This window comes from Pedobacter cryotolerans (assembly GCF_005116475.1).
GTDB classification, from domain to species: Bacteria; Bacteroidota; Bacteroidia; order Sphingobacteriales; family Sphingobacteriaceae; genus Pedobacter; species Pedobacter cryotolerans.
Window position 1 is genome coordinate 70,537 of record NZ_SWBO01000001.1, and the last position, 18,172, is coordinate 88,708.

At 35.7% G+C, this 18,172-nt stretch carries 20 protein-coding genes; 14 read left to right on the forward strand and 6 right to left on the reverse strand.

Going from position 1 to position 18,172, the window contains the following annotated elements:
• Window positions 1-117: 117 nt before the first annotated feature.
• Together FA045_RS00330 and FA045_RS18785 are read left to right on the forward strand one after the other, a co-directional pair.
• The gene (locus FA045_RS00330) at window positions 118-684 is read left to right on the forward strand and encodes a 5-formyltetrahydrofolate cyclo-ligase (RefSeq protein ID WP_136873270.1); all 567 of its coding nucleotides are present in this window, start codon (window positions 118-120) and stop codon (window positions 682-684) included.
• A 37-nt stretch (window positions 685-721) separates the two neighbouring features.
• Window positions 722-883: a hypothetical protein gene (locus tag FA045_RS18785; protein ID WP_169304993.1), complete on the forward strand. Its 162-nt coding sequence runs from the start codon at window positions 722-724 to the stop codon at window positions 881-883.
• On the opposite strand, the gene FA045_RS00335 is transcribed toward FA045_RS18785, so the two are convergent.
• The 4 genes from FA045_RS00335 to FA045_RS00350 are packed head-to-tail and all read right to left on the reverse strand — an operon-like array spanning window position 846 to window position 4,595.
• The gene (locus FA045_RS00335) at window positions 846-1,859 is read right to left on the reverse strand and encodes a formimidoylglutamase (RefSeq protein ID WP_225871230.1); all 1,014 of its coding nucleotides are present in this window, start codon (window positions 1,857-1,859) and stop codon (window positions 846-848) included. The two genes, FA045_RS18785 and FA045_RS00335, sit on opposite strands and share 38 nt — an antisense overlap.
• Complete coding sequence (gene hutI / locus FA045_RS00340) at window positions 1,837-3,078, reverse strand: imidazolonepropionase (RefSeq protein ID WP_169304994.1); 1,242 nt, start codon at window positions 3,076-3,078, stop codon at window positions 1,837-1,839. Before hutI ends, FA045_RS00335 begins: the two co-directional genes overlap by 23 nt.
• 48 nt (window positions 3,079-3,126) lie before the next feature.
• Window positions 3,127-3,894 carry an exodeoxyribonuclease III gene (locus tag FA045_RS00345; protein WP_136873274.1) on the reverse strand — a complete coding sequence of 256 codons (768 nt, stop codon included), beginning with the start codon at window positions 3,892-3,894 and terminating at the stop codon, window positions 3,127-3,129.
• The gene (locus tag FA045_RS00350; protein WP_136873276.1) at window positions 3,894-4,595 is read right to left on the reverse strand and encodes a peptidylprolyl isomerase; all 702 of its coding nucleotides are present in this window, start codon (window positions 4,593-4,595) and stop codon (window positions 3,894-3,896) included. Before FA045_RS00350 ends, FA045_RS00345 begins: the two co-directional genes overlap by 1 nt.
• 200 nt (window positions 4,596-4,795) lie before the next feature.
• Between FA045_RS00350 and FA045_RS00355 the strand changes: the two genes are divergently transcribed.
• The 9 genes from FA045_RS00355 (at window position 4,796) to FA045_RS00395 (ending at window position 11,087) form a co-directional block, all read left to right on the forward strand.
• Window positions 4,796-5,197, forward strand: a complete 402-nt coding sequence (locus FA045_RS00355) for an HYC_CC_PP family protein (protein ID WP_136873279.1) — start codon at window positions 4,796-4,798, stop codon at window positions 5,195-5,197.
• Window positions 5,198-5,376: 179 nt separating this feature from the next.
• Window positions 5,377-5,913 carry a heavy-metal-associated domain-containing protein gene (locus FA045_RS00360; protein WP_136873281.1) on the forward strand — a complete coding sequence of 179 codons (537 nt, stop codon included), beginning with the start codon at window positions 5,377-5,379 and terminating at the stop codon, window positions 5,911-5,913.
• Window position 5,914: 1 nt separating this feature from the next.
• Window positions 5,915-6,766 carry a hypothetical protein gene (locus FA045_RS00365; protein ID WP_136873283.1) on the forward strand — a complete coding sequence of 284 codons (852 nt, stop codon included), beginning with the start codon at window positions 5,915-5,917 and terminating at the stop codon, window positions 6,764-6,766.
• A gap of 5 nt (window positions 6,767-6,771) precedes the next feature.
• Window positions 6,772-7,275: a DUF3347 domain-containing protein gene (locus tag FA045_RS00370; protein ID WP_136873285.1), complete on the forward strand. Its 504-nt coding sequence runs from the start codon at window positions 6,772-6,774 to the stop codon at window positions 7,273-7,275.
• The gene (locus FA045_RS00375) at window positions 7,276-7,839 is read left to right on the forward strand and encodes a helix-turn-helix domain-containing protein (protein ID WP_136873287.1); all 564 of its coding nucleotides are present in this window, start codon (window positions 7,276-7,278) and stop codon (window positions 7,837-7,839) included. It abuts the gene before it with no gap.
• A 77-nt stretch (window positions 7,840-7,916) separates the two neighbouring features.
• Complete coding sequence (locus FA045_RS00380) at window positions 7,917-8,489, forward strand: YceI family protein (protein WP_136873289.1); 573 nt, start codon at window positions 7,917-7,919, stop codon at window positions 8,487-8,489.
• 258 nt (window positions 8,490-8,747) lie between these two features.
• On the forward strand, window positions 8,748-9,572 hold the full coding sequence (gene ygiD / locus FA045_RS00385; RefSeq protein WP_136873291.1) for a 4,5-DOPA-extradiol-dioxygenase: 825 nt from the start codon (window positions 8,748-8,750) through the stop codon (window positions 9,570-9,572).
• A gap of 185 nt (window positions 9,573-9,757) precedes the next feature.
• Window positions 9,758-10,468: a heavy-metal-associated domain-containing protein gene (locus tag FA045_RS00390; RefSeq protein ID WP_136873293.1), complete on the forward strand. Its 711-nt coding sequence runs from the start codon at window positions 9,758-9,760 to the stop codon at window positions 10,466-10,468.
• 1 nt (window position 10,469) lies between these two features.
• The gene (locus tag FA045_RS00395; protein ID WP_136873295.1) at window positions 10,470-11,087 is read left to right on the forward strand and encodes a DUF305 domain-containing protein; all 618 of its coding nucleotides are present in this window, start codon (window positions 10,470-10,472) and stop codon (window positions 11,085-11,087) included.
• A gap of 1 nt (window position 11,088) precedes the next feature.
• Here the strand turns inward: FA045_RS00395 and FA045_RS00400 are convergent, their stop codons facing one another.
• Both FA045_RS00400 and FA045_RS00405 read right to left on the reverse strand, forming a co-directional pair.
• Entirely contained in the window at window positions 11,089-11,598 is a 510-nt protein-coding gene (locus FA045_RS00400; protein WP_136873297.1) for a DUF6265 family protein, read from the reverse strand.
• On the reverse strand, window positions 11,565-12,965 hold the full coding sequence (locus tag FA045_RS00405; RefSeq protein ID WP_136873299.1) for an aldehyde dehydrogenase family protein: 1,401 nt from the start codon (window positions 12,963-12,965) through the stop codon (window positions 11,565-11,567). Before FA045_RS00405 ends, FA045_RS00400 begins: the two co-directional genes overlap by 34 nt.
• A 115-nt stretch (window positions 12,966-13,080) precedes the next feature.
• On the opposite strand from FA045_RS00405, the gene FA045_RS00410 reads away from it, so the two are divergent.
• From FA045_RS00410 to FA045_RS00420, 3 genes are all read left to right on the forward strand, one after another.
• The gene (locus FA045_RS00410; RefSeq protein WP_136873301.1) at window positions 13,081-14,280 is read left to right on the forward strand and encodes a hypothetical protein; all 1,200 of its coding nucleotides are present in this window, start codon (window positions 13,081-13,083) and stop codon (window positions 14,278-14,280) included.
• 435 nt (window positions 14,281-14,715) lie between these two features.
• Window positions 14,716-16,359 (forward strand): M14 family metallopeptidase, encoded by a 1,644-nt coding sequence (locus FA045_RS00415; RefSeq protein ID WP_169304995.1) that lies wholly within the window; start codon window positions 14,716-14,718, stop codon window positions 16,357-16,359.
• A gap of 13 nt (window positions 16,360-16,372) precedes the next feature.
• On the forward strand, window positions 16,373-18,103 hold the full coding sequence (locus FA045_RS00420) for a M14 family metallopeptidase (protein ID WP_136873309.1): 1,731 nt from the start codon (window positions 16,373-16,375) through the stop codon (window positions 18,101-18,103).
• Window positions 18,104-18,172 lie beyond the last annotated feature (69 nt).

Here is an 18,172-nt window from a genome sequence, read left to right on the forward strand (position 1 = left end):
GTTGGCTTTGGATTAATTCCAAAGCCATTTTTTTGTAACTTCGTGTTTCTAATTGTCATCCTGACTTGTGCCGATTTTACATCGGTAGCCTGTCGAAGGATTTATTATTTTACGAAAGTGGCCAACAAATCAGAACTACGAAAACAAGCTTTAACGCAACGAAAAAGTTTAACTGAAGACCAAGCCGATCAACTTAACGAAGCTCTTTTAGTAGCTTTTAAAACGCTTGATTTTAGCAATATTAATTCTATACACTTGTTTCTTCCAACACTGCACCACAATGAGCCAAACACTTTTTTATTTATAGATTGGTTACAGCTAAATCATCCTAAAATAGACCTAGTTGTACCAAAGGCAAATTTTGAAACAAATACAATGAGCAATTATATTTTCAAAGATTTAGCCGATTTAAAGAACAATCATTATCAAATTCCAGAACCACAAAACGCAAAACCTTTTAACGGTGTGCTAGATTTGGTTTTGGTTCCGCTATTAGCCTTTGACCAAAAAGGCTATCGAGTAGGTTATGGTAAAGGTTTTTATGATCGATTTTTGGAAAACACTGATACACAAAAAATTGGATTGTCATTTTTTGAACCTGTAGCACAAATTAATGATGTACATTTGAATGATATCCGGTTGGATAAATGCATTACACCGAATAAAATATATAGTTTTGTTTAGTTAAATGTCTCATATCTAGTATCTCAAATCTCAAGAAATGGAAAAAGAATTTAAAATCACTTCAGCAAAACATTACGAAGAAACGATGATTACCATTTTTGAGCTGCAAGAGCAAGAAGAGCCATTAACAAAAGCGCAAGAAGCAGAAATTGAAATTATGCTTAAGGCTGCTGATAAATACGAGGCCGAAGAGCTTTAACAAAATCACTTACCAAATAAGCAATCGTTTTTCCTGTTTTACTGTCTTTTCTGCCGTCTGCTAACTCCGTTGCACCTTCGCAAATATGTAAGTAGCTGTAATTTTTAGTGTTCGCCATTAAAATTTTTCGGATCTCATTTAACCCAAAGCCAGAAGAAGTTTGCGCACTTGACAATACATTTTCGATACCATCTAAATCAATTTCTAAGCCGCAAGGTTCCTTCAAATTAGCAGTAAACGCAGTAAAATTTTCTACAATTGATTTTTGACTTTGCAATAGATCTTCAAAATAAAAAGCTTTAATATTGGGGCTTGCAGCTATTTCATCTGCTAAATTTTGGTTTACATAGTTTTGCTGTAAACCAAATATTTGATACTGATTGAGGTATCCACTACCTATTGCCGTACTAAAACTATTGCCGCTATGCCTACCTTCTGCCCTGTTTCTTAAATCTGCATGAGCATCGATATTAACAACGTTCATCTTTTTATTTCCTTTACCCATTGATGTACCCGAAATAATTGGAAAAGCATTGTTATGTCCGCCTCCAATTACGATAGGTATTTTGCCTACGCTTACAATTTTTTGGATAATCGGATAAACCAAAGCATCAATTTGATTAACTTTTTCTCTTAAACCTTGCAAACTTGTATCAGTTGGTTCATCTATTTCAAAATGGCCCAAAACTAAAATTTCATCGCCTACTAAAAAATTATTGCTTTGCATATTTAGCAAAGATTTTAATGCGGCTAGCCATGCTGTTTTTGCTCCAGCAACGCCCAAATTTGCACGAACGCCAATGTCTTCGGGGATCCCTAAAAGCACAAATTTCGCATTGGATTTTTCTATCTCATCTAAATTAGAAACAGTTAAAATTTTCTCCCCAAGTTTTACTTCTCCATCTCTTTGGTTTGTTAATGCCAAAACATCGCTCTGCGTATAAATGTTAAAGCTATCCATTGTAAATTTCTCCATTTAAAATTACCGTTTCTATTTGGGTTTGACCAAAACTATAAGGTAAAAAAGCCAAAGAAGGCATTGGTTTGGTAATAAACAAATTTGCTTTTTTGCCAATGGCGATACTACCTATTTGATGGCTAATTTCCATTGCTGCTGCTCCATTTAGCGTTGCTGCATTAATTGCTTCTTCGTGTAACATTTTAAGTTTAATACAAGCCAATGAAACCACAAAATTCATATTGCCCGATGGCGTAGAACCGGGGTTAAAATCTGAAGCTAAAGCTACTTTTGCATTGGCATTGATTAAACCACGAGCGTTTGCAAATGGGATACCTAAGTAAAATGAGCAAGAAGGTAAAAGTGTAGCAATGGTTTCGCATTGCGATAAACTATTTAAAACCCCCTCATCGGTTTCTTCTAAATGATCTACTGAAATAGCATCGTGTTTAATTCCTATTTGTACGCCACCCGAAACCGAAAGTTGGTTGGCATGTATTTTTGGTTTTAATCCGTATTTCGCAGCGGCTGATAAAATTTCATCTGTTTCATTAACCGAAAAGAAACCTTTTTCGCAAAAAACATCAATATAATCAGCCAGTTTTTCTTCGGCAACCGCCGGAAGCATTTCATTGATAATTAAATCGATATAAGCTTGATGGTTATTTTTGAACTGTGCTGGATAAGCGTGTGCTGCCAATAAAGTTGCTTTGATTGGAATTGGGAATGCTGCTTTTAATCTTTTAATTACTCGAAGCATTTTCAATTCGCTTTCGAGCGTTAAACCGTAGCCACTTTTAATTTCCACTGCTCCTGTTCCCTGCTTAATCATATCTGCTAAACGTAAACAGGCACTTTCAAAAAGCTCGTCTTCGGTAGCTAAAGCTAATTTACTAGCCGAGTTTAAAATTCCTCCACCGGCTGCGGCAATTTCCTCGTAGGTTTTGCCTTTAATTTTCATTACAAATTCTTCTTCTCGAGGAGCTGCAAAAACAATATGTGTATGGCTATCGCACCAAGATGGGAAAACGAAACGATCATTGACTGAGATTTGAGATCTGAGATCTAAGATTTGAGATGGAATTTCGCTCATCAAACCGAAATCCTTAATTAAACCATCTTCCAATAACAACCAAGCATTTTCCAATACAGGTAAATTTGCCATTTCGCTACCGCGAAGAGAGCGTTTCTCTTTTGTATGTACACCGACTAAGCCTTTGATATTGGTGATTAGCATTTTAGGTATTGAGATTTGCGTATGGCGAACTGAGACAATTTAACAAGATTATTCTATTTCCAATAACACCGGACAATGATCTGAATGCAAAGCATCAGGTAAAATTCTTACATTTTTTAACCTGTTTTCCATTGGTCGGCTTACCAAATGATAATCGATACGCCAGCCTAAGTTTTTGCCTCTTGCTCCAGCTCTGTAACTCCACCAGGTATAATGATGCGGATCTTTATTAAAATGTCTGAAACTATCTATAAAGCCATTGTTCATAAAAAGCTCCATCCATTCTCTTTCTTCAGGCAAAAAGCCAGATGAATTGGCGTTCGATTTTGGGTTGTGAATGTCTATCGCCTGATGGCAAATGTTGTAATCTCCAGAAATAATCAGGTTTGGATGTTCTTTTCTAACTTCATCAATATACACATCAAAAAAGCGCATAAACTCATATTTTTTGATTTGTCTTTCATCGCCGCTAGAACCAGACGGAAGGTAAACGCTCATCAAAGAAAAGGTATCAAAGTCGGCTCTTAGAATTCTACCTTCGGCATCAATCCATGGTTCGCCACAGCCATAAGCTACATTGTTTGGTTTAACTTTGGTTAAAATAGCAACACCACTATATCCTTTTTTCTCTGCCGGAAACCAATAATGATGATAACCCAATTGTTCAATTAAGGCAATAATTTCGGGAATTTGTATTACCAAAGCTTTTACCTCTTGTAGGCAAATCATGTCGGCATCGGTTGCTTGTAACCAAGTGAATAAACCTTTTGTGGCTGCAGCACGAATGCCGTTTACGTTGTATGATATGATTTTCATTATTTCTTTTCTGCTTCTTTCTTAAATTCTCTTTCTAATTTCCTAACCTCTCTTTTCTTCAAAACTGTAACCGTCATTTTAATATCTTCCTTTGGTCTATTAGCTTTACCTGTTGGTATGGCAGCAATGTTATCCACCATTTCTAAACCTTTCACCACTTCGCCATAAACTGTATAGTTTTTATCTAAATGTGGAGAGCCGCCAATGGTCTTGTAAACCTGTCTTTGCCACTCAGGAATTTTAAATTTTAAACGTGTTTCTTCTGTAACTTTCAAAGCCGAGTCTGTCCAAACCTTGCCTTGTACGATATAAAACTGACTACTACTCGAAGCTTTTTCTGGATTATTATCTCTTGCCGCAGCTAAAACCCCTTTTTTATGGAAAAGGCTATCCCTAAACTCAGCCGGAATGGTGTATTTTAATCCACCACTGCCCAGCATTTTTTCTGGCGTTGCATTTTTCGAATCTGGGTCGCCGCCTTGAATCATAAAATCTTTAATCACCCTATGAAAAATAGTGCCGTTGTAAAAACCTTCCTTGGCTAATTTTAAAAAGTTATCACGATGTAAAGGTGTTTCGTTGTAGAGTTTAATAATTACTTCGCCTTTTGAAGTAGTAATTTTTACATATTGATATTTCCGCTTTGCGGCAAAACTTGCTATAAAACAAAGACTTAAAATGATGGTTAAAAGTTTTTTCATGCATAAAATGATTTATGCTAAGGTATTTAAAAAATTAGAAATGATTGATAGGAGTTACAGGTAAAAGTAATGTTGACAAGCAATATTAGTCAAGGCCTAATCGTCTAGTTATTTGTAAATTTAAGGATTGAAATCATTTTACCATTTTTTAACATTCTATAATACAGCATTGTAATTTTTTATTTATAGCTTTGCTTTACATGAAGTTAAAACAAAATTTGGCCTTAGCACTTTGTACTTTTTACGCATTAAGCGTAATTGGTATTGCTTTGAGCATGCATTTTTGTAGTGGCAAACTAGCTGATGTAGCATTTTATGCTAATGAAACCTCATGTAAATTTTGCAAAACCGAACCGATTGATAAAAAAGATGATGGTTGTTGCAAAAACACTAAAGTTGATGTTAAGGTAAAAGATAGTCACCAAATACAAGCGGCTATAAAACTGCCCAAACTGTTCAGTTTTGAGAGTTTTCTCCCATCGCACATTGTTAGCTTTTTAAAGCCATTCTTTCCAAAATACTTTGGCGGTTCGGTAAATAAAGCCCCTCCGCGAACATCAACCATCTCACTGCAGATTTTAAACTGCGTTTTCAGAAATTAGGATTTTTCATCTGATCTACCATTAGCTCAATAGCTTTTGGTTAATTATTTATTTCCCCCATGGGAGTATTATAATGCAATAGATTTAAGACGTTGGCGAGGACGCCAACGAAAGAATCTCCATAATTGGCGTCCCCGCCAACGTTAAACTTAATATTTCTATTATTTAAAAAAATCAAGATGAAAACGACTAAAATCATATTCAGTTTTTTGATGCTTTTTGTAATTAACAAAGCGTCTGCCCAACAAATTACTTCTGCAGAAATGCAAGTTACAGGCTTAACCTGTTCAATGTGCTCTCAAGCAACCGAAAAATCAATTAGAACATTGTCTTACGTAGCCGATGTAAAACCAGATTTAAATAGAAATCTTTTTGTAATCACTTTCAAAAAAGATCAGGCCGTTAGTTTTGATCAACTGAACAAAAAAGTAAAAGATGCTGGCTTTTCTATTGGCAAACTAGAAGCAACGGTTAATTTTAATCAAACTAAAGTTGATGCCAACGGACAAGCAGTTGTTGGCACAAACGTTTATCGCTTTGCCAATACAAAAGACAAAGTTTTAAACGGCCCAACAAAGGTTAATGTAATTGATAAAACCTTTGTTTCTAACAGTGTATTTAAACAAAAATCAGCTACTGTTAAGTTTGATTCTTATCCAACAGGAACTGGCGTTGTTAATGGTAAAAAAACTAGGATTTATCATTTGAGCATTTAAGATGTTAAAACGAATATTGTTTATTGCGCTAATCAATTTTAGCGCAATACAGTTTACACTAGCTCAAGAATTATATGTTTTTACCGAGCCTGCTAGCAATATGCCTGCAAAATCAATTGGTATTAGGTTAACAAACGAAGGAATGTTTGAGCCTTCATTTACCAATAGAACTTTGGCCGAAGTGATGGTTGGTTTAAATAAAAACTTCATGTTTCATTTGCAAGGTTTTATGTCTGATATGGACGGAAAATATCGTGTAGAAGGCGGTAGTATTTATGCAAAATATAGATTTTTATCTATTGATGAAGCACAAAGCCATTTAAGAGCCGCAGCTTATGCAAGAGTAAGTACAAGCAACAGAAATTTTCCATCAGAAGATATTAATTTAGAAGGTGATAATAGCGGTTTGCAAGGCGGAGTTGTAGTTACCCAATTGATTCATAAACTGGCATTATCGGCTACTTTAGGCTATAGTAATGCATTAAATACAAGTAAAGTATTAAGATATTCTTCACTTACATCAGTTCCGCAAGGGATAACTTTAAATCCAATTACAGAACCTAGAGAGATGTTGAATTACAGTTTATCATCTGGTTATTTACTATTGCCATTTGTTTATAAAGATTACAACCAGCCTAACTTTAATTTGTATGTAGAGTTGTTGGGCAAAACAAATCCCGCAAACGGAAACTCGTATTTTGATATTGCCCCAGCTGTACAATTGATATTAAACAGTAGAACGAGAATAGATTTGGGCTATCGCTTTCAAGCAGCCGGAAATATGCCAAATAGATATTTAAAAAACATGTATTTGGCAAGAGTAGAATTTAATTTTTTTAACGCATTAAAATAAAAAACATGAAAAAGAATTTAGTAATAATTGCCCTAGTAGTTATCTCAGCATTTGCAGCAAATGCACAAAGTGTTGTAGCAAAAAGAGAATTTAACAATACATTAAAAGCTTATTTTGAAGCCAAAAATGCACTAGCAAAAGACAATGCAGTGCAGGCAAGCGAAAGTGTAAAAACACTGGTTAAAAACATAGAAGAATTTCCGGTTAAAACACTTTCTGCCCCTCAGCAAACCTTATGGAAAGCTGAAGCGGAAACCATCAAAAAAGCTGCTTTAGCCATCTCAACAGAAAAAGCAATTAAGGCGCAACGCAATAGTTTTTGGCCACTTTCATCAGCTATGCTAAAATTAGCAAAAGAGTTTAAGCTAAATAATGCCGATGTTTATGTACAATATTGCCCAATGGCTAAAAAAAGCTGGTTAAACGAAGTTGAAGCCGTACAAAATCCATTTTATGGCAGCATGATGTACGATTGTGGCGAGGTTACTGAAACCATTGCTAAAAAGTAAATGAAGTTGTTTATCAAAAATATGGTATGCGACCGATGTAAAATGGTGGTTAAAGCTGAGTTAATAAAACTTGGCTTTAATCCTATTTTGGTAAAACTTGGCGAAGTTGAAATTGCCGAAAACCATATTGAGAGGTTAAAACAGCAACAATTAGAGGCTACTTTACAGCAGTTTGGCTTTGAGCTTTTAATAGATAAAAAGCAACAATTAACCGAACAAATTAAAGCAACGATAGTTGAGTTGGCTCATTACAATAAAGAAGGATTAAAAATTAATTTATCTGCTTTTTTAAGTGACAAATTAGGTTTGGAATATTCTCATTTAAGCGCTATTTTTTCTGAAATTGAAAATAACACCATAGAGAAATATTTTATTCAACAAAAAATAGAAAAGGTAAAAGAATTGCTAGAGTATGGCGAAAAATCTTTGAGTGAAATTGCCTATCAATTAAACTACAGCAGTGTTGCGCATTTATCTGCTCAGTTCAAAAAAACAACAGGAAATACCCCGACTGAATATAAGTTACTTCAAAACACAAGCCGTAAAACTTTAGACGAGATTTAATCGGCTTTCTTATCATACATCAACAATTAACGGATACGCTTGTTCTACATTTGTATTATCCTTAAAAATTAAAGATTATGAAAAAATTATTTCTATTTGTGCTGGCAACCAGCATTAGCATTGTATCTATTGCACAAACAAAATGGGCAACAGATCCTGCGCATTCATTTGTAAATTTCTCGGTTAAACATTCAGGAATTTCATTTGTAGATGGTTCATTTAAAAAATTTGATGGCACAATTGAAGCTAGCAAAGCCGATTTAACCGACGCTAAAATCAATTTTACTGTAGATGTTGCTAGTATTAGCACCAGTATTGAGATGCGTGATAATCACTTAAAATCTGATGATTTTTTTAGTGTATCAAAATATCCAACGATGAGTTTTGTTAGTACATCAATGAAAAAAGTTAAAGGCAATGTGTACACACTTTCGGGAAAGCTAACTATTAAAGATGTAACTAAGGATGTAAAGTTTAATGTAGTTTATGGTGGTACAGCTAAAGATCAGCAAGGCAATAACAAAGCAGGTTTTATGGCAACAACAAAAATTAATCGTTTAGATTACAACATTAATTACGATCCAACTGGTGCGGGTATCGCTAAAGAAATTAACATCACTTTGAATTTGCAATTTGCACAAGCAAAATAAAAAGGGTTTTTAAACCATATAAGGCATTAAGGACGTTAAAGAATATTACCTAAAATGCCTTATAACCTGAGGAGTTCGATTATTAATCTGCAGTATTTTACGGTTTTAACCACCCCGCCTTTCAGGCACCCCTCCAAAGGAGGGGAATGTAGGTTGCAATTCCCCTCTTTCAGAGGGGTGGTCGAAGACCGGGGTGTTATAAAACGATAATATTAAACGAACATAAGTTTATATATGGTAACTAAAGATTTAAAATCGATGAACACACTCCATCAATTCAAATCCTTCACATCAGCTTTACCACAAAGCGACATTATGCCTGCACTTTTTATGGGGCATGGCTCGCCGATGAATGGAATTGAACACAATGAATTTAGCACAAAGTGGTTTGAAATAGCGCAAAATATACCTACTCCGAATGCTGTATTAGTGGTTTCTGCACATTGGTTTACTCACGGCACAAAAATTACTGCCATGGATTTTCCGCCAACAATTCATGATTTTGGTGGTTTTCCGCAAGCGCTTTTCGATGTGCAATATCCAGCTCCAGGCAACCCAATATTGGCAAAAGAAACTGCAGATTTGGTAAAAACTACCAACATAGTTTTAGACCACGATTGGGGTTTAGATCATGGTGCATGGTCGGTTATTAAACACATGTATCCTGATGCTAATATTCCTGTTTTGCAATTAAGTATTGATTATACCAAAGGAGCACAATACCATTACGATTTGGCTAAAGAATTATCCGCTTTGCGTAAAAAAGGTGTGCTGATTTTAGGTAGCGGAAACATGGTGCACAACCTGCGAATGATGAGTTGGGAAATGATCAACGGCGGCGGTTACGATTGGGCAATTGAAGCTAAAGAGAAATTTAAAAACGCTATTTTAAATAAAAATCATGATACTTTAATTAATTACCAAAGCATGGGAAGCGAAGTAATGCTTGGCATCCCTACTCCAGAACATTATTTACCTTTATTGTACACTTTAGGTTTGCAAAGCGATAATGAAGAAGCTACTTTGTTTAATGATAAAGCAGTTGGTGGTTCTTTAACCATGACTTCAGTACAGGTTGGGTAACTCGAATTCTTCCCGTGAAAACGGGTATCTTAAAGCGTTATACTTTAATAATCTTTCTTCCGCATTACGATTGCAAGTCGAGCTGGTAATGACGTTATACCGCTAAAATTATATAACTCTTTCTTAATATTCTATAACATTAACACCTCCTACTTGTTATAATTTTGTCTTTCAATTTTATAACAATGACACACACTTATCAAGTTACAGGAATGACCTGTTCTGGATGCGAAAATAAAGTTAAGAGTAGCTTGCTTGTTCTTCCTGATATTAGCGCTGTAGATGTTTCGAAAGAAACCCATTCAGCAACAATAACAATGGATAAACATATCGGAATAGCTGCTTTACAGGGCGCTTTAGGAAGTAAATATCAAATTACTGCTTCATCACATAGTGAAGCTTTAGAAGAGACCAAATCTTTCTTTGAAACCTATAAACCAGTCCTTTTATTATTCGCTTATGTTTTTGGAGTTTCAGCCATCGCCAGTTGGCAAAATGGAAATATCAATTGGATGCAATTTATGCGCTTTTTTATGGCGGGGTTTTTCCTATCATTCTCTTTCTTTAAATTAATTAACCTAAAAGGATTTGCGGAAAGTTATGCGATGTATGATATTGTTGCCAAAAAAGCTCCAATTTGGGGATACGTTTATGCTTTTATAGAGTTAGGTTTAGGAATAGCCTTTTTAGTAAATTTTAACCCTGTTTTAACCAATTGGATTACTTTGGTTGTGATGACAATTAGTATAGTTGGTGTTTTACAAAGTGTATTGAATAAACGAAAAATACAGTGTGCTTGTTTGGGAGCAGTTTTTAACTTACCGATGAGCACGTTAACCATAATTGAAGATTTATTGATGATTGCCATGAGTGCGGCAATGCTAATTTTAATGTAAGATGAAAAAAATATTAATTTCTTTATCCGCAATTGCGGTATTATTTACGGCTTGTAACCAACAAAAAGTTAGTGAACAAGCGCATTCGGGCATGGAACACGGTGAAGCAAAAACAGAAAACGTGATGATGCAGGCAATGGACGATAGTATGATGGCGATGCACCAAGCAAAAATGACAGGCAATGCCGATTACGATTTTGCTTCGATGATGATCCCACACCATGAAGGTGCCGTTGCAATGGCTCAAGAAGTATTGAAAAATGGACAATCCGAGGAATTAATTTCATTTTCAAAAAATGTAATTATTGCTCAGCAACAAGAAATAGCAATGCTGAAAGATTTCTTGAAAACCGCTAGTCAAACTCCGTTAAAAGAAGCTGAAGCAGTTAAAAAAGCCTTAGCTGCCTCGATGACTCCAATGATGGACGGAATGGCGAAAGTAAAACTAACAAACGATATCGATCAAGATTTTGTGGTGCTGATGATCCCTCACCATCAAAGTGCGGTAGATATGGCTAAAGCTTATTTGCCCTATGCCAAAAATGAAAAGATAAAATTGCTTGCCCAACAGATTATACAAGCGCAGGAAGAGGAAATTAAATGGCTTAAAACACAATAAGTTATTTGATGCAGAGGTAAGAAAATTCCATTTTACGCTTACTTCCGCCAATTTCGCCTTCAATCCACGCTAAAAGTTCGGTTTTTCCTTTGTTCTGGTAAACTATTTGTTGTGGAAAATCGTGTGCCTTATTCTCAAAAGTGAAAGTGTTATTTGAGTTAGAAATAAGTTTGAAATTGGTTTTTCCTTCGTTGCCTTTTTCGTAACCAGTTACACAAAAATGCCAAACGCCATCAATCTTTTTTAAAACAATGGTTTCTGTTAAAATACTATCGCCTTTTACATTGTATTTATGAGAGCTACCTGTCAAACTATCTTGATGTTTCTGCCAACGCTCAACAATTTTGCCGGTTTTCGTTTTCATTTCCCAGCCTCCTGCTAAGAATGAGAAGTGTTTAATATTTGCTTTTTGCGCTATCGCAGATAACTGAATTAAAGTAAAAACAATTATTAAGATTGAATACTTTTTCATTGATACTACATTATTTTCTTCAACAATTTTAACACCCATTCTTTACCTAAATAAGGCGGATAAATCATTTTATTAAAATCTATGCTGCGTTGAAACATGATAGCTCGCTCGTGCGAAAAGTTTTTGAAACCATAAAAACCATGGCTGCTACCCATGCCGCTTCCATTAACACCTCCAAATGGTAATTTTGGGTTGCTGATGTGAATTAAAACATCGTTTACACAAGTACCGCCAGCGCTTGTATTTTTAATAATTTGTTTAATGTTTTTACTATTATTGCTGAAAATATATAACGCCAAAGGCTTACTTTTAGCGTTGATTTGATCAATTACCTCATCCAAATTTGTGTAGGTAATTAATGGTAATATTGGGCCAAAAATTTCTTCTTCCATCACTTTTGTACCTATTGGTATTTTACTTAATAAAACAGGGTTGATGGTATTACTTTTTTTATCAAAATTACCTCCAAAATCAATTCTCGCACCTTTTTCAACAGCTTCATCTACCAAGCTTTTTAATCTTTCGTAATGTTTTTCGCTGATGATTTTCCCATAGGTTTGATGATCTATTTGATCGGCAGATTTAAAAAACATTTTTGCTGTTGCAGCCTTATACAAACCAATAAATTCATCGAGCTGTTGCTCATGCACAAAAACATAATCAGGCGCTATACAGGTTTGACCGGCATTTACCAATTTACCCCAAGCTATTTTTTCTGCCGCCTTTGGTAAATCAGCTTCGCGATCTATAACCGTTGGCGATTTGCCGCCTAGTTCTAATGTTACTGAAGTTAGGTTTTTAGCAGCCGCTTCCATTACCACTTTACCAATTGCAGTGCTTCCGGTAAAAAAGATATGATCAAAAGGTAATTTTAACAAAGCGGTAGAAACATCGGCATTGCCTTCAAAGCAAGCAACTTCTTGTTCCTCAAAAACTTCGCTTATAATATTGTGTACTACCTTACTCGTTGCCAAACTTAACTCCGATGGTTTTACCATTACGCAATTTCCGGCTGCAATAGCTGATACAAGCGGGCCTATAGTAAGCTGGAAAGGATAATTCCAAGGTGCGATGATTAAACAAACGCCTTTTGGCTCATAATAAATTCTGTTTTTAGCAAACGGATTACTTAAGGTTTTTCCAATGCTTTTAGGGCTCATCCAGCTCTTTAAATTTTTGATAGCGTAATCTATCTCGCCATAAGTAAAAATCAACTCTGTTACAGCGCTTTCAAAATTACTTTTACGTAAATCGCTTTGCAAGGCTTTGTAAATATTGTCTTCTTGTTTTTTAATTTCGGCTTTAAGTGCGGTTAATTTAGCGATTCGATCTGCCGCATTAGTTTTTCTTAGCGTATATTTGTAAGCTTGTTGAGCAGCAAATACAAAATTGATTTTTTGTTCCATAATACGAAGAACTAATACATTCTATAATTGTTAAATATAGTTAAATTGGCTATCTAATTTATTACAAAACATCCAAAAAAAGCATATTGCGTATATCATTCTATAACCTAATCAGATGAAAAGAGTTTTGTTTTTTGTTTTTGCGTTACTAATATTTTTTAATGAGGCAAACTCACAAACATTAAGGCCTGGTGTTTTGGTGGTTGGCAATGGTAATGCTGCAGTGGCGGCGGCCATACAATCGGCCATGTCTGGCGTAGAAACAACTATTCTGCTACAAGCTGGTGGTTTTGATATTTCGCCAATTAATGATGACTTAAGCAGTGGCATACAAGCAACTTTTTTACAGAAAATCCGCAATGCGAAAAATATTAAAGACAGTACACAAACTGTAACTTTTGATAAAAGCTTAGCAAATGAAGTGCTTAAAAAATGGACTGATAGTACAAAAAAGCTAACAGTTATTACTAACGTTATGTGGGTTAAAGCCGATGGCGGTACAAATAGCTCGGTTTTAAAATTAAGCGACGGCAGAACGATTAGACCAAAAGTGCTTATCAATTCTGCAAATACAAAACTAAATGAAGCATTGAAAATAACCATAGGTGATAAAAAACCTGAAAAAATTGATTACGCTAATACGATTTATAGAACAAGCGTTGCATCTGGCATGAAGCTAAACGGAACAACTGTCAATTTTTATTCTTTATACAATCTTTTATTACCTGAGAAGGATAATTTTGTTTATATAAGTGATCCGCAAAGCATGTTAATTGGGCAAGCGGCTGGTGCTACCGCAGCTTTTGCTGTGTTTTATGGCAAAAAAACATCAGAATCAAAACTGAAGGAAATACAAGGCGAATTAATTGCCTACAAATTAAACATCATGCCATTTGCTGATGTTAAACAAACTGATTCGAACCGGAAAGCAATACAGTTTGTGGGTATAACAGGTGTTTTAAAGGCAGAATTTTTGAATGGAAACTTGTTATTTGCACCCGATAAATTAGTTACTACAGCAGAAATAAAACAACCTATAAAAGATTCTTACTATAAAGCTCAAATTTGGTTTGATGATTATAAAAGTGACATCATCACGATTAGTTCTGCAATGGAAATGATCAGTTATGTTGGTAACAAGGCGCTAGATGCAATGAAAAAGAATATCCCAAAAAAATGGAAGAACAGTTATCATTTTAAAACAGCGTTTGATACCGAAAGGCAGATTAGTAGAAGAGAACTTGCAGTGCTTTTGCAAGATCACATGCCTCCATTTGATATAACAATAGATAAAACCGGAAAAATAATTAGGTAAACCCATCCAAGTTTCTCAAAATATCATAAAGAATAAGCGTTGGCGGGGAAGCAAAGTCAAAAGATCTCCACGTTTGCGTCCCCATCAACGTTTTTAAAGTAACTTCCAAAAGGCTAAGCATTGGCTTTACCTCCAAAGCATGAGATTTCCTACGCTGGCGTCCTCACCAACGTTTTTAAAGTAACTTCCAAAAGGCTAAGCATTGGCTTTACCTTCAAAGCATGAGATTTCCTACGTTGGCGTCCTCGCCAACGTTTTTTGAAAATAACTTCCGTTAAGAAACTAATTCCCAAAGAGATGGGTTTAAAAAGCGCTCATTTTTCGTTCAAGAACCCTCTGTTTCTAACTTAAGCCTTGTAACATTTGTAAAACCTTGTTAGGCGTTAGATTATGTAAATGCTTTTTTCTATAAATTGCACACATAACCTAAACATAATGAAGAAACTATACCTTTTTAAGTTGCTCTTCTTGTTTATTGCGGGCAATGTTTTTGCTCAAAATCAGCAAGATTACAGTAACAATGCAACCCTAGCTCAAAGGGTTAAAACGCTTTCGGCAAAATACCCTCAATTGGTAAAAAGCAAAACTTTAACACAAACTGTTGGTGGTAAAGAAATTTTAATGTTAACCATTGGCTCAGGTAAAACCGAAGACAAACCTGCCATTGTTGTAGTAGGCGGCGTTGAAGGTAAACATCTTTTAGGAGTTGAAATGGCCATCGGCTTTGCCGAAAAACTATTAGCCTCATCTGCCGTTGATAGCGTAAAAACATTGCTCAATAACCAAACATTCTACGTTTTCCCGAACATGAGTCCAGATGCTACTGAACAATATTTTGCTAAAGTTAAGGCAGAACGAAGTGGTAATGCAACCAAAACCGACGATGATCGTGACGGAAGAGAGAATGAGGATGGCTCAGAAGATTTAAATGGCGACGGGAAAATTACTTGGATGAGAATCGCTAATCCAACCGGAAAATATAAATTGAATACAGATGATCCAAGATCTATGTTATTGGCAGATGCTACCAAAGGTGAAAATGGAAAATACATTTTATTAACTGAGGGAATTGACAACGACAAGGATGGTGAATTTAATGAAGATGGCGAAGGCGGCGTAGCTTTTAACAAAAATTCGAGCTATAACTTTAAACCTTTTGTTGCTGGTGCTGGCGAATATGCGGTTTCTGAAAAAGAAAACAGAGCATTGTTGGATTGGCTTTTTGATGCTTTTAACGTTTATGCAGTAGTAACTTTCGGACCAACTAATAACTTATCAACGCCAGTAACTTTTAATCCGCAAGGCATTAGCAAAAGAATAATTACAGGCTGGTTCGAGGCAGATGCTAAAGCCAATGCCTTAGTTTCTGAAAGATATAATAAAATCACCAAAACTAAAGACGCTCCAAAAACAGCGGCAGAAAGTGGAGATTTTTCTCAATGGGGCTATTTTCATTATGGGCGATTAAGTTTCAGTACACCAGGTTGGTGGGTGCCAAAAGCAACTCCAGATACCGCTCGTAAAGAAAAGAAATTTGTAAACGAAGATGCTGTTGCTAATTATTTACGTTGGGCTGGCGGACAAGGAATAACTGATACATTCACGCCTTGGAAGGCCGTTAATCATCCGGATTTTCCAAATCAAACGGTTGAAGTTGGCGGTTTAGATCCTTTCGTATTGATTAATCCTCCTTATAAAATGGTTGATGGTATTGTGGCTAAACATACAGATTTTATAGTAGGATTAGCAAAAATGGCTCCTCAGTTAGAGCTAATCAATGTTAAAACCGAAAAAGTGGCAGATGGCTTAACTCGAGTTACTTTAAACGTGATGAATACTGGCGATTTGCCAACTTATACCAAAATTGGGGATAGAAGTTATTTCCTTAAAAAAATTATGGTTAAAGTTAATTCAAATGCTAACCAGACCTTTGTTAGTGGGCGTAAAACACAAACTTTAGAAAGTATAGAAGGTAAAGGTTATAAAGAATTAACATGGTTGATAAAAGGCAGCGGTAAAATTACCATCGAAGCTTGCAGCCCAACTACCGGAAGTAAATCAGTTGAGGTATCACTATAAAATCAGAAACACAATGAGAAAAAATATAATTCTTCTGACTGCAATGATTTTGTTCGTCGGAACTTTAAAAGCCCAAAAAGCTGAAAATATACTCGCTGCGGTAGGTACACCGCCCAATCCAAAAGTACAGGTAAGTTGGAACAGGTACAATGATTATGCAGCCATCACAGATATCTGCAAAAGATTGGCTGCGGCTCATCCAAATTTGGTTAAAATCGAATCGATGGGCAAATCATTTCAAGGTAAAGACCTTTGGGTAATGACAATTACCGATACCAAAGTAGGCAATGCCGATAAAAAGCCAGCGATGTATATCGATGGAAACATTCACTCGAACGAAATTCAGGGAAGTGAATTTGCCCTATACACTGCTTGGTATTTAGTAGAAATGTATGCTGCAGGCAACCAATCTATTATGTCTTTACTGGCGGATAAAACTTTTTACATCGCACCAACCATTAATCCTGATGCGAGAGATAACTTTATTCACCAAGCAAACACCCCAAACTCCCCTCGTACTGGTTTAATTCCGATAGATAACGACAGAGATGGTGCAACCAACGAAGATGGTTTTGATGATTTAGATGGTGATGGACAAATTGTAATGATGCGTCGTAAAAGTGCAACAGGTCGTTTTAAGGTTGATCCAACAGATAACCGTAGAATGATTATGGTAAGTGGCGAAGAAAAAGGCGAATATGAACTATTAGGTTCTGAAGGATTAGATAACGATGGAGATGGTTTTGTAAACGAAGATGGTGAAGGCGCTTATGACCCGAACCGTGATTGGGGATGGAATTGGCAGCCAAATTACATTCAAAATGGCGCATACAAATATCCTTTTTCGTTACCAGAAAATAGGTCGATTGTTGATTTTGTAATGAAACACCCAAACATCGCGGCAGCACAATCTTACCATAACAATGGCGGTATGATTTTGCGTGGCCCAGGAGCAATTGAAGATGTTGATACCTACAATGCATTAGATATTAGAGTTTATGATGCATTAGGTAAAAAAGGCGAAGAAATGTTGCCGGGTTACAGATATTTGGTAGTTTATAAAGATTTATACTCTGTTTTTGGTGGTGAGTTAGATTGGTTTTACGGAGGCCGAGGAATTTATACTTTCTCTAACGAATTATGGACAGGCTATTCAATGTACAATAAAGCTAATGGCGAAGATAGTCAAGCACAGCTATATACTTTTGATAAGGATTTGTTGATGAAAGATGCCTTTGTAGATTGGCATACCTTTAAGCACCCAACTTATGGCGATGTTGAAATTGGAGGTTTTAAGAAAACTTATACGCGTTTACATCCTGGATTTTTGTTAGAAAGTGATGCACACAGAAATATGGCTTTTAGTGTTTTTCATGCCTACAACACACCAAAGCTTACAGTTGGTGAAATCGAAGTAAAAGATTTGGGCAGCGGATTAAAACAAGTTACAGCGATTGTAAATAACGAGCGAATGATTCCAACGCATTCTAGTCAGGATGTGAAGAATAACATTGAAATACCTGATATGATTTCTTTAACGGGTGGTGATGTAGTAGCTGGTATGATTGTTACCAACCGCGATATGAATTTTACGGAAGAGCAAAAACTAGATCCAACCAATATTAGGGTTCAAAATATTGCAGGTAATTCATTTGTAACCGTTCGCTGGATTGTAAAAGGCGGCAGCAAATTTACCGTTAACGTAAATAGTAAAAAAGGCGGTTTAGCCAGTAAATCTAATTAGTTAAAGAGTTGCGTCATTTCGATCCGCCGCGGCGGAGAGAAATCTGTTTGTTGTCTTGCAGATTTCTCC